This window comes from Propionibacterium cyclohexanicum, assembly GCF_900111365.1.
GTDB lineage: Bacteria > Actinomycetota > Actinomycetes > Propionibacteriales > Propionibacteriaceae > Propionibacterium > Propionibacterium cyclohexanicum.
In genome coordinates, this window is the sequence record NZ_FOGZ01000008.1 from 48,119 (window position 1) to 60,477 (window position 12,359).

Annotated in this window: 10 protein-coding genes; 7 read left to right on the plus strand and 3 right to left on the minus strand. The window is 68.0% G+C overall.

From position 1 onward, the window contains the following. Positions 1-101: 101 nt before the first annotated feature. The 3 genes from BMX93_RS13425 to BMX93_RS05345 form a co-directional block, all read right to left on the minus strand. Positions 102-230: a hypothetical protein gene (locus BMX93_RS13425; RefSeq protein ID WP_281245643.1), complete on the minus strand. Its 129-nt coding sequence runs from the start codon at positions 228-230 to the stop codon at positions 102-104. Between the two features lie 135 nt (positions 231-365). Then, positions 366-2,246, minus strand: coding sequence for an AMP-dependent synthetase/ligase (locus BMX93_RS05340; protein WP_245725745.1), 1,881 nt, complete (start codon positions 2,244-2,246; stop codon positions 366-368). Position 2,247: 1 nt separating this feature from the next. Next, on the minus strand, positions 2,248-3,042 hold the full coding sequence (locus BMX93_RS05345; protein ID WP_091968766.1) for a deoxyribonuclease IV: 795 nt from the start codon (positions 3,040-3,042) through the stop codon (positions 2,248-2,250). A gap of 182 nt (positions 3,043-3,224) precedes the next feature. Here BMX93_RS05345 and BMX93_RS05350 point away from each other — a divergent pair, with 182 nt between their 5' ends. The 7 genes from BMX93_RS05350 to BMX93_RS05385 all read left to right on the plus strand — a co-directional run bounded on the left by BMX93_RS05350 (position 3,225) and on the right by BMX93_RS05385 (position 12,302). Then, the gene (locus tag BMX93_RS05350; protein WP_091968768.1) at positions 3,225-6,485 is read left to right on the plus strand and encodes a DEAD/DEAH box helicase; all 3,261 of its coding nucleotides are present in this window, start codon (positions 3,225-3,227) and stop codon (positions 6,483-6,485) included. A gap of 38 nt (positions 6,486-6,523) precedes the next feature. Continuing rightward, positions 6,524-8,095: a phosphate acetyltransferase gene (pta, locus tag BMX93_RS05355; protein ID WP_091968770.1), complete on the plus strand. Its 1,572-nt coding sequence runs from the start codon at positions 6,524-6,526 to the stop codon at positions 8,093-8,095. A 110-nt stretch (positions 8,096-8,205) separates the two neighbouring features. Continuing rightward, positions 8,206-9,396: an acetate/propionate family kinase gene (locus BMX93_RS05360; protein WP_091968772.1), complete on the plus strand. Its 1,191-nt coding sequence runs from the start codon at positions 8,206-8,208 to the stop codon at positions 9,394-9,396. Positions 9,397-9,511: 115 nt separating this feature from the next. Beyond that, complete coding sequence (locus BMX93_RS05365; protein WP_091968774.1) at positions 9,512-10,288, plus strand: SDR family NAD(P)-dependent oxidoreductase; 777 nt, start codon at positions 9,512-9,514, stop codon at positions 10,286-10,288. After that, positions 10,288-11,055, plus strand: a complete 768-nt coding sequence (locus BMX93_RS05370; RefSeq protein WP_091968776.1) for a lysophospholipid acyltransferase family protein — start codon at positions 10,288-10,290, stop codon at positions 11,053-11,055. The genes BMX93_RS05365 and BMX93_RS05370 overlap by 1 nt, the downstream gene beginning before the upstream one ends. A 358-nt stretch (positions 11,056-11,413) precedes the next feature. Beyond that, entirely contained in the window at positions 11,414-11,884 is a 471-nt protein-coding gene (locus BMX93_RS05380; RefSeq protein ID WP_091968780.1) for a DUF4395 domain-containing protein, read from the plus strand. A gap of 4 nt (positions 11,885-11,888) precedes the next feature. Beyond that, positions 11,889-12,302, plus strand: coding sequence for a thioredoxin family protein (locus tag BMX93_RS05385; protein WP_091968782.1), 414 nt, complete (start codon positions 11,889-11,891; stop codon positions 12,300-12,302). The last annotated feature ends 57 nt before the right edge of the window (positions 12,303-12,359 follow it).

Genomic DNA, 12,359 nt, shown 5'->3' on the forward strand with positions numbered 1-12,359 from the left:
GGCGAGATCACGAGCACAGGCGCCCGGCACGACGACTGCCCGCGGGCGCCACCGGGAGTTCCGGGTGCAGCCCGCGGGCAATGCAGTGTCCTCGCGGAAAACTACTTGGTGGAGGCCGGCCCCGGGTTCTCGGTGGGCTGCGCGACATGCTTGCGCAGAATCTCCAAGATCTCGTCCAGCTTCGCGTTCAGGATCTCGTGCTCCTTGGCATCATTGTTCTGATCGGCCATCTCGGTCCTCTCGTTGACCTGCAGGGGGCAGCTGCCCAGGGCTGACGAGCTCAGCCCTGCATCTCATCCTGCTACAGATTCACACCAATTAGGCGGGTTGGAGCCCAACTTTTTCGCTGCCGAAGGCTTCCCGGTCTATGCCTCGCCCCCGGATCTGCTGGAGCTGTGGGGGGCAGGCGTCTCGGCCGGCTTCTCGTCGCGGCGCAGCTTCGTGTACATCTCCTCGATCAGCTCGTGGAAGTGCTTCTCCACCTCACGGCGGCGCACCTTGAGCGTTGGGGTCAGCAGTCCATTGGCTACCGAGAACTCCTCGAGGCTGACCCGCATGTCCTTGAACTGCATGTGCTTGGGCAGCTTCTCGGTGAGCCGGGCGGCACGCGCGCGCAGCTCCTCGTTGATCCGGGAGTCGCTGAGCAACTCACTGACATGCTCGTAGTTCACCTGCAGGCTGTCGGCGATCTGCGACAGATTCGGCAGCGAGGGACGCAGGATGAGTGTGAGGAAAGGCTTGTTGTCACCGAGCAGGACCGCGTACTCGAACAGCGGGTCGGCGCGCAGCATCTCCTCGATGGGCTGGGGCGCCACATTCTTGCCGCCATTCGTGACGATGATGTCCTTGAGCCGATCCGTGATGAACAGATAGCCGTCCTTGTCGATCTCGCCCACGTCACCGGTGCGCAGCCAGGTGCCACTCGCATCGGTGACGAGAGCCTCCTGGGTGTCGTGGGGCCGGCCCCAGTAGCCGTCCATGAGGTTCGGGCCGCTGTATTGCACCTCGTCGTCCTCGCCCAGCCTCAGCCGGCCTGCGGGCATCACCCGCCCGACGCTGCCGATGCGGGTACCGCTGGGGGAATTGAAGGAGATCAGCGGCGCCGCCTCCGTCATGCCGTAGCCGTTCTGCAGCGGCAGGCCGGCAGCCGCGAAGAATTCCTCGACCTCGCGAGCCAGCGGTGCGCCGCCGCAGGCCAGTACCTTCTTCGGCCCCCCCAGAGCCTCGCGGATCGAGCGGAACACCAGCAGATCGGCCAGCGGCAGCGCAGCGAGGCCGGCTGCCCGGCGCAGCCGGGAAGCTCCCGGTACGCGCGCCGCCCGCCCGACGCGAAGAGCCCACTCGAACAGCCTCTTCTTCACGGGCGAGGACGCGGCCTTCTTGGTGGCGGCCTCGACCACGGCCTCGTAGAGCTTCGGGACCCCGACCATCATCGTGGTATGCGCCAGGGGCATCGTCTCGGCGATCTGGCGGGTGTCGGTGAGATAGGTGTTCATGCAGCCATGCGTCCACAGGAAGCTCGACCAGGCCCGCTCCAGGGCATGCGAGAGGGGCAGGAAGCACAGGGAGTCGTCCTCGGGGCGGATGTCGAAGAATCTGTCGAGCGCCGCGAACTGGGCCATCATCGCCCGGTGCGAGATCATGACGCCCTTGGGATCGCCCGTGGTTCCCGAGGTGTAGATGATGCTGTACAGATCCTCGGGGCTGGCCTTGGCGAGCCGCTTGCCGACCCGATCGACGACCTCCGCGGCGGCCGGCCGGTCGCTGGGGGCGAACTGCTCGAGGCTGGCGACGTACTCGGATCCCGAGTCGTCGAAGCTGATCACCCGGCGCAGGCTGGGCACTTGGGTACTGGCCTCCAGGAATCGGCTCGCCTCCTCGCGGTCGCCGGCGAAGGCCAGCACGACACCGGAGTCGGTGCACTCCCTGGCCACCTGGGACACGCTGTCGGTGGCGTACAACGGCACCGACACGGCACCGATGACCATGATGGCCAGGTCGACCTGGGACCACTCGGGGCGATTGCGGGCGTAGATCGCCACTCGGTCACCGCGCTCGACCCCTGCGAGCAGCAGCGCGCAGGCGATCTGGGTGACGCGCTCGTCCAGCTCGCGATAGCTCGTGGTGTGCCAGGCACCACCCTCGCGTACCCGGGTCGCGGGCCGGTCCGGATAGCGCGCGACGGTCGCCTTGAATGCCCATGCCACATGGTTGCGCTGGGCCACCGGGAGATGGTTGTTGATCAACTCAGAGCCTTTCTCGCAGCCACAAGATATCCGCTGCCTGATCCGAGGACTCACCCGGAGTCTCCACGACAGCAGGTGCGCCGGCGGTGGCCACCACTTCGACGAGGCCGGCAGGGTCTACCTGACCCTTGCCCAGATTCGCGTGCCGGTCGGCGCCGCTGCCCTCGGCGTCCCGGGAATCGTTGGCGTGCACGAGATCGATCCGGCCGGTGATCGCCCGGATCCGGTCGACCAATCCGGACAGCCCGAGCCCGGCCGCATGCGCATGACAGGTGTCCAGGCAGAAGCCAACCTTCTCGAAACCCTCCGCGTGGCTGATCGCCTCCCACAGCCGGGCGATGGACTCCAACTGGCGAGCCATCGCATGCTGTCCGCCCGCGGTGTTCTCGATGAAGATGGGCACTGCGGCGTCGAGCCCCTCGACCGCCTTGCGCCAGTTGTCGAAGCCCTGCTCGGGGTCATCGTCCTTGGTCACATGACCTCCGTGCACCACCACGCCGATGGCGCCGAGCTGGGCGGCCGCATCGACGGTCTGCTGCAGCAGCTTGCGACCGGGGATCCGGATCCGGTTGTTCGTGCTGGCCACATTGATCACATAGGGCGCATGGACCACCAGGGTCAGCCCGCTGTGCTGGATCGCGTCGCGCAGGGCCCCGGCCCCGCCGGGAAACTCGACAGCGGGTTTCTTCCAGCTCTGCGGGTCGCTCAGCGAGATCTGGACAACCTGGGCTCCGCGCTGCTGAGCCCCCTCGATGGGGTCCAGGGCGTCGACGTGCGAACCGATCGTCACAGTCATAGGGCGAAGCCTAGTGCGCGGCATCGACGCCGCGGCGCACCGCCCAGCGCAATGGCGGGTATCCCCCGATATCCGGGTGGGATTGGGGGGTGGCACCCCGAGGAACACCGAGCCGGTGGGATGGCGGTGTGCGACGCGGGTCGCCCCGCCGGGCTTTGAGAAGCGAACGTACTGTGGTGGGGATGAGTGCTTCCCCGTCCCAGACCCCCGTGCTCCCCGGGTGGATCGCAGCACTGGACGATGACACGATCGAGGAGCACTACGGCGCCACAGCCTTCTCCCGAGGTGTGCACTACTCGCGCGAATCCCACCGGGTCAGTGAGCTCTCGGTGACCGGCCAGGAGCTCAGCGCCCTGGTGCAGGGCACCCGCGCCACCCCTTACCGCACCCGCGTCTTCCCGGCGGCCAGCGGCTGGTCCGATGAGTGCAGCTGCCCGGTGCGCCACGGCTGCAAGCATGCGGTTGCCCTGCTCCTCGTGGCCATCGGCACACCGCCCGGGCTCGCGCCCGTCCGCCACATGCCGGCCGAGTGGGAGCAGGCGCTGTCCAAGGCGATCCCGCTGGCCGGCGCCGGCGGTGACCGGCGTCTGGCACTGCAGTTCGATCGTCCCTCGGGCCTCATGGGTTTCGACCGCGGCTCGCGCTGGCGGATCAGGCCGCTGCGCAGCGGACGCGACGGGGAGTGGTTGCAATCGCCGGTGAGCTGGTCGGATCTCACCGCACCCGCGGACCGCCTGTCCCTTCTGCCGGGCCAGCGGGCGGCGGTCCGCGAGATCGCGCAGTTGAGCCACACCGTGTCCAGCTATTCCACCTCCGGCGATGTCTTCCTGGAGAGCATGCCCTCCGAGCTGTGGGATCGGCTGCGCCGTGCGCTCGACGCCGGTGTCATCCTGGTGCACAAGATCGGCGAGGGTTCCTGGGCGCCGGTCCGCCTCGATCCCGATCCGGTGTCCCTGGCCATGGACCTCATCAGCGCCCCAGAGGGAGAGGGTTTCCAGCTGCGCACCGTCGTATGCGATGTCGAAGGGGCGCACCCCTACCGCCCGGCCTGGACGCTCATCGGCAACCCGGCACATGGGGTGCTGCGCGCCGGACCGCGCGGTGCCCTGCGGCTGACCGCCTTCACGCACAGCGTGGACGATTCCCTGCGCGGATTGCTCGGCGAGGCCAGCCAGCTGAACCTGCCGGCCGACGATGTGCCGCGCTTCCTCGGCCTCTATGCCCCCGTGCTGCGCTCCCGCTTCGGTCTGGGCAGCAGCGACGACTCCGTCGACGTGAACCACCAGCCGGCGCCCCGGCCCTGGATGCAGGTGCGGTTCATCGCCCACGACAGGGCCGAGGTGCTTGTCGGAGTGGCCCTGGAGGCGGCCGGCCAGATCACCCGGCTGGCGCCGGGGGAGGCCAACCCGACGGCCGGCGACGAGCTGCTCGCGGCTCGCACCGCGAAACTGCGCGCGCTCATCGGCAACGAACCGCGTGCCCGGCTGGAGGGCCGCACGCTGCTCAACTTCGTGAGCAATGTCCTGCCCGGTGTCGAGGCCGACGGCACGACGCTTGTGGACATCGTGGGTGAGCGGCCCGGCTACACCGAGCTCGCCGGGACGGCACAGCTGCGGCTCGCCCTGACCGACGACGACTCCACCGATCTCGACGAGGTGGCCTACACGGCAACCGAGGAAGCGTCCCTGCGCCGTCCCATGGACTGGTTCGGCCTCGACGTCGAGTTCACGCTCGGTACCCACACGGTGCCGGTACGCGAACTGCTCGGCGCACTCGTGGCAGGCAAGGACTATCTCATTCTCGATTCGGGCGAGTGGCTCGATCTCGACCGCACCGAACTCGACCCACTGCGCACGCTGCTGGCCGAGGCGTCGACTCGGGTCGACCCGAGCACCGGCACGCTCAGCCTCAACCGCTGGCAGCTGGGCCTGTGGCAGGAGCTGCAGTCCAGTGGCGTCATCGTGGCGCAGTCCGCGCGCTGGCGGCGCAGCGTGCAGACACTCATCAACCTCGATGCGGGGCCGCGCCCCGAGGTGCCCAGCGGCGTGCGGGCAAGGCTGCGCGACTACCAGGTCGAGGGTTTCGAATGGCTCGCCACCCTGTGGGACGCCCGGCTGGGGGGGATCCTCGCCGACGACATGGGGCTGGGCAAGACCTTGCAGACACTGTGCCTGGTGGAGCATCTGAAGGCCACCGGAAGGCTGGGGGCACCCGCACTCGTCATCGCACCGACCTCGGTGATGGGAGCCTGGCACAGTGAGGCGGCGAAGTTCTGCCCCGAGCTCGACGTGGCCATCATCGACAAGACGAGCTCGAAATCTGGGCTCAGCCTCTCCCAGGCCATCGGGGACGCCCAGCTGGTGATCACCTCCTACACGCTGACGAGGCTGGACGCCGAGGAATTCCAGGCCCTGGACTGGAGCGTCGTCGTGCTCGACGAGGCTCAGTTCGTGAAGAATCACCAGGCGAAGACCTATACGGTGATCCGCGAGCTGCGCGCCCAGATGCGGCTGGCGATCACCGGGACCCCCCTCGAGAACTCCCTCATGGACCTGTGGTCGCTGCTGTCGATCGCGGCGCCGGGGGTGTTTCCCGACCCGGGCCGGTTCACTGCCGACTATGTGAAGCCCATCGAGTCGGGATCCCAGCCCGGTCTTCTGGAACAGCTCAAGCGGCGCGTCCATCCTCTCGTGCTGCGCCGCACGAAGGGCCAGGTGGCGGCCGAGCTGCCGCCCAAGCAGGAGTTCCTGCTGCCGGTGACGCTGACTCCCGAGCATCGCAAGATCTACGACCGTCAGCTGCACGCCGAACGGCTGCGCACCATGGGGCTGCTCGACGACGCTGGCAAGCACCGCATCGAGATTCTCGCCGCGCTCACCCGGCTGCGTCAGCTGAGCCTGCACGCGGGACTCGTCGACCCTGCGCACGGCGAGGTCGCCTCGGCCAAGATCGACCTGCTCGTCGAGCATCTCAGATCGCTGCGCTCGGAGGGCCATCGGGCACTGGTGTTCAGCCAGTTCACCAGTTTCCTTCACCTGGTGCGCAGCCGGCTGAGCGCCGAGGAGATCAGCTGGGAGTATCTCGACGGACGCACCCGCCACCGTGAGGAGCGCGTCCAGGATTTCAAGGACGGCGATGCGACGGCCTTCCTCATCAGCCTCAAAGCCGGCGGTTTCGGCCTGACGCTCACCGAGGCCGACTATGTCTTCGTGCTCGACCCGTGGTGGAATCCCGCGGCCGAGGCGCAGGCCATCGATCGCACGCACCGCATCGGCCAGGACAAGCAGGTGATGGTCTACCGAATGGTGTGCGTCGACACGATCGAGGAGAAGGTCGTGGCGCTGCAGGAGCACAAGCGCGAGTTGTTCGACCAGGTGCTCGGTGACGAGGCGCTGTCGTCCGGGGCGATCAGCATGGATGACATCCGCAGCCTGCTGGCCTGAACGGGCGGAGCATGGCCTTGACGGCGTAGCGTTAGCCCGTGAGCACCCGCCTTTACGTCGCCTCCGTCGACTCTGCATCCGACCTGCGCGCCGCTGCGCAAGCCATCGTTGACGCCGCTGCGCGCCGATCCGACCAGGTCACTGTCTTCCGTCCACTCTGCGACTCCCAACCCGAGGGCGACATCGTCGGTGCGTCCTACCAGGCCTTTCAGGCCGATCGCGAGCTCACCGAGTCGACGATCATCACCGCCTTCGAATCCGCCGTGGGCGAGAACGATTCGGCGGTGGCGATCGGTACCGACCACACCGGCGTGACCGCCCCGATCGATCTGCTGCTCGACGCCCAGTTCGCCGCCGATCTAGCGCTGCCGGTGATCCTCGTCGTGGACGCCAGCGCCGGTCCCGAGCGTGCCAGGGGTCTTGCCGCGACAGCAGCGGATGCCCTTGCCGGCCACCATGCCACGGTCGTCGGGCTGCTGGCCACCGGGGCGGGAGATCGGGCCGAGGCCACCCGCACGGCGCTGGCGGGCCTGGGCCTTCCGGCGGCGGTACTGGGGGATGAGCTCGGCACGCTGCTCGATGCCGCCGGGGCCGCCACGATCACCACGAGGACGCCGGCCCGGTTCAGCAACGAGTTGATGGCCAAGGCCCAGAGCCAGCTGCGGACGATCGTGCTGCCCGAGAGCGAGGACCTGCGGATCCTCGAGGCGGCGAGCATTGTCGCCGCCCGTGGGGTGGCGAAGGTCATCCTGCTGGGCGAGCGTGAGCGCGTGCTCGCCGACGCGTCCGCGCATGGATTCGACCTCACCGGAGTCGAGATCACCTCGATGAACGACCCGGAGCGCGTGGAGCGCTATGCGGCCAAGTACGCCGAGTTGCGCGCCGCCAAGGGCATCACCCTCGATGAGGCACGCGAGGCGATGAGGGACGGCGCCTATTTCGGCACCATGATGGTCTACCTCGGCGGTGCCGACGGTCTGGTGTCGGGCGCCAACCACACCACTGCCAATACGATCCGCCCGGCCTTGCAGTTCATCAAGACCGAGCCCGACACCCATACGGTCTCCGGGGCCCTGCTCATGTCGCTGGCCGACCGGGTGCTGTTGTTCGCTGACTGCGCGGTGACCCCCAATCCCACCCCGGAGCAGCTCGCCGACATCGCGATCGCCTCGGACCGCACGGCCCGGTTGTTCGGCATCGAACCGCGGATCGCCATGCTGAGCTATTCCACCGGCGCGAGCGGCAAGGGGCCCGATGTCGATCTCGTGCGCGAGGGCTTCGAGATCACCCGCTCGCGGGCACCTCAGCTGGCGATCGCCGGGCCGATCCAGTTCGACGCCGCCATCGACGAGGTGGTGGGAGCCAAGAAGCTGCCGGGCTCGCCGGTGGCCGGCCGCGCCACGGTCTTCGTCTTCCCCGATCTCAATACGGGCAACAACACCTACAAGGCCGTCCAGCGCACCGCGGGCGCACTGGCCATCGGACCGCTGCTCCAGGGCCTGCGCCGCCCGGTGAATGACCTGTCTCGCGGAGCCCTCGTCGAGGACATCGTGAATACCATCATCATGACGGCCATCCAGGCCCAGGGAACCCCCAGCCCGCTCGCCTGAATGCCGCACCGAACTCATCGCCAGATCGGTCGGCCACCGGGCCGACGAGGACGCGGTTATCGTCGACACTGTCTGTCGATGCTGCCCGCGTCCGCCTGACAAGGAGAAGCATGCCCAAGCACATTTTGGTGCTGAACTGCGGTTCCAGCTCCATCAAGTACCAGCTCATCGACCCCGACTCCGAGGAAGTGCTCGCAAAGGGGCTCGGGGAGCGGATCGGCGGAGCCACCGATGGCATCGTCACCCACGAAGTTGGCGACCAGAAGTGGAGTGTCACCCCGCGGCTGCCCGACCACACGACGGCGCTGGCGGTGGTCTTCCACATGTTCGGCCAGCATGGTCCCTCGCTCAAGGGTGTTGCCGCAGTGGCACACCGGACAGTGCACGGCGGCGACCGCTTCTCCTCGCCGACCGTCATCACCGATGACGTGGTGCACACCATGCAGGAGCTCATCCCGCTGGCGCCGCTTCACAATCCGGCAGGCATCGAGGGGATCCGGGCCGCCCGCTCGCTGCTGCCCGACGTGCCCCATGTGGGCATCTTCGACACCGCCTTCTTCGTCAACCTGCCGAAGGCTGCGCACAGCTATGCGGTGAACAAGGAGCTGGCCGAACGCAACAAGATCCGCAAGTACGGTTTCCACGGCACGAGCCACCAGTACGTGTCCGGGATCGTCCCGATCGCGCTGGGGGCCGACCCGGCGACGCTGCGCCAGATCGTGTGCCATCTGGGCAACGGCGCCTCTGTCTCGGCGATCAAGGGCGGCCAGCCCATCGAGACGAGCATGGGCCTCACCCCGCTCGCGGGGCTCGTGATGGGCACCCGAAGCGGCGACATCGATCCCGGGATCTTCGCCTATCTGGGGCGCGCCGAGGGTTGGAACATCCACCGCATCGACACCGAGCTCAACCTGAAGTCGGGCATGGTAGGGATGGCCGGGGTCAGCGATATGCGCGACGTCGAGGCCCGATTCGAAGCGGGTGACCCCGATGCCATCGATGCGATGGATGTGTACACCCACCGCCTGGGCTTCTACATCGGCGGCTACGCCAATCTGCTGGGCGGGGTCGAGGCCATCACCTTCACGGCAGGGGTGGGCGAGAACTCGGCCTTCGCGCGCCGCGAGATCTGCAAGAAGCTCGCCGGGATCGGCGTGGTGCTCGACGAGGAGCGCAATATGATCCGCGACCGTTCCCCCCATCTCATCTCGGCCCCCGAATCGGCGGTGAAGGTGCTCGTGGTCTGCACGAACGAGGAACTGGCCATGGCACAGCAGACCGCCGCATTGCTGTCCTTGTAGGGAGCGCTGGCAGGGGTGCCGGCCAGGGGCCAGGTAGCCCTCGGAGGGTGGCGCGGTGCGTCCGGGAAGGACTCGCGGCAGGACGCATGTCCCGTACTCCGATAGATTGGGGCCCATGGCTACTGCACTGGTCACCGGAGGCAGCAGCGGCATCGGCTATGCGTTCGCCCAACAGCTCGCGGCCCGCGGGGACGATCTCGTCCTGGTGGCCCGCGACGAGCCCAAGCTCCGTTCGGCCGCGGAAACCCTGCACACTCTTTTCGGTGTCGATGTCGAGACCGTCGTGGCAGATCTTTCAGTGCGCGAGGATCTGGTCCGCGTCGAGCGGCTGCTCGGTGACCGCGAGATCGACACGCTGGTCAATGACGCAGGCTTCGCCTGCCACGGGGACCTGCTCGACGAGGACTGGTCGGTCCAGGCGGCCGCATTCGATGTGATGTGCCTCGCGGTGCTCGTGCTGTCGGGCTCGGCGGGGCGGGCGATGAGCGCCCGGGGTCGAGGGGAGATCATCAATGTCTCCTCGATCAATGCGCTGCTGGGAGCCGACAACTATTCGGCGGTGAAACGCTGGATGGTCAGCTACACCGAGGCTCTGGCTGGACGGCTGGCCGGCACCGGGGTGCGGGCCAGCGTGGTTCTGCCCGGCTGGGTCAAGACGAACTTCCATTCCGCCGCAGGCCTGGAGCGTCCCCATATCCCTGGCTGGCTGTGGGTCAAGCCATCGCAGGTGGCCGCCTCGGCGCTCGATGCAGTGCGGCGCGGCGCGGTGATCTGCGTACCGACCGTTCGCTGGCGTATCGCCGCGTGGGCGCTGAGGCATGGTCCGGACGCCCTGCCCCGGGTCGTGGCGCGCTCGGTGCGTTCGGGGCACCGGCCGAAGGCGGGCCACTGATGGAGTACGGCCGCAGCAACTGGCGGTACAAGTCCGTCTTCACCGCCCTGGCGCGCAATGCCGTGCAGTTCACCGTGATGAAGCCGGCCATCGACACGGCCATCAAGGTGCACAAGCATGGGCTGGAGCATCTCGACGGGATCGACTCCCCGGTGATTGTCAACGCCAACCATTCGGGTCATTTCGACGCTCCGCTCGTGATGCTCACCATGCCGCGCCGCATCACGAACAAGCTCGCCACCGGCGCCGCGGCCGACTACTTCTTCGACAAGTGGTACAAGGCGGCGTTCACCGAGCTCATCGTCAACGCCTTCCCGGTGGACCGCACGGGCACCCGTAATCACCGGGGTCTGTCCGGCGATCTCCTGGACGCGGGTGTCTCGCTGCTCATCTTCCCCGAGGGCACGCGTTCTCGCACCGGAGGGATGGGGCGCTTCAAGCCCGGCTCCGCCGCCCTGGCGATCTCGCACAATGTACCCGTCGTGCCGGTGGCGATGGTGGGGGCGTGGGCAGCCTGGCCACCGAAGCAGGCCCGCTGGACTCCCGGTCGCCCCGATGTGCACGTGGTCTATGGCGCGCCGATGCGTGCAGAGCCTGGCGAGATCGCCCACGAGTTCAGCGAACGGGTGCGCCGGCGAATCATCGATCTGCACGACGCAACGGCGCGGGCGTATCACATGCCCACCCAGGCCCAGATGCTCCATCTGGCGGCGATCGAAGGCATCCGCACTGGCGAACTCCCCAAGGGCAAGCACCGCCGCATTTAGCGGCAGACATCCCGCCCGCCCAGCGGCAGGCATCCGAGTCCCGGCCGCTCCGCCGTCTGACTCATGGCGTCATCCCACAGCAGATCCATCGCTTGCGCGTCCGGTCCGGGCGCCGAAGGGGATGCTAGCCTCGGGGTCATGAGTGCAGATCGCGCAGTCTCCCCCGAGGCCATGGCGTCGGTGCACATCTGTTGTCCGCGCTGATCGAATCGCGCGTCGCCGCCCGATTCGGTGGGTATCGGCATCAACGGCTCCTCCTGCCTCTGTTCCGGCGCATGAGCCTGCTGGCCCCCGGACCGGCACAGAATCCACCGCCCCGTGCGGCTGCCTTCCTTCTGGAATCTTGGAGGTTGTTCCCATGTCCAACCCACCCGCCGTCCATGGCGAGGTCGTGGATCCGCGAGGTCCACGATTCGCTGCCGGCGTCACCTCTGTTGTGCTCATCGTCGCCCTGGCAGCCGGCCCACGATGGGGGCTCCTGCCCCTGCTGATCCAGTTGCTGGCCTTCGCCGCCGGTTCGCTGCTGGGCCTGCGCTACCAGCCCTACGGGCTGTTCTTCCGGAAGGCGATCCGGCCCCGGCTGAGCCAGCCCGCCGAGCTGGAGGACGCCCGCCCGCCGCGTTTCGCCCAGACGGTCGGCCTGGTCTTCGCGGTGGCGGGGGTTCTCGGATCGCTGTTCGCGCTGCCGGCGCTGTTCTATGTCGCGGTCGGTTTCGCGCTCCTCGCGGCCCTGCTCAATGCGATCTTCGCCTTCTGCCTGGGGTGCGAGATGTACCTGCTGGGCAAGCGGCTGTTCGACCGGCCGGCCCGCCCCGGCGTCGCGGGCTGAGCCGATGACAGGCCTGTGGATCGCGCTGGGAATCGTGGCACTGGCGCTGCTCATCGGCGCTGTGAGAAGAATCACCGATGGGCGCGCCCGCACGGCGCGGAAGTCCTCGCAACGCGTGGATGCTGCTGAGCTGGGAATCGAGTTGGCCCCGCACGGCACCTTCGTGCAGTTCTCCACGAGCATCTGCGCACCCTGCCGGGCCACGGCCAGGTTGCTCTCCCAGATCACCGAGGAAAACCCCGCGGTTGCCCATGTCGAGATCGACGCCGAGCACCGGATGGATCTCGTGGAGCGCTTCGGTGTGCTGCGCACCCCCACCGTGCTGCTCGTCGACGCCAAGGGCGCGGTGCGCTACCGATTCACCGGGCCGTCCAGGCGCGCTGAGCTCGTGGACGCGCTGGCGCGCCTGGAGGACTGAGCCGCAGGCCTGCTTCCATCGCCGGCAGCCGGGAGCGATCCCGGCACCGGACCGGGG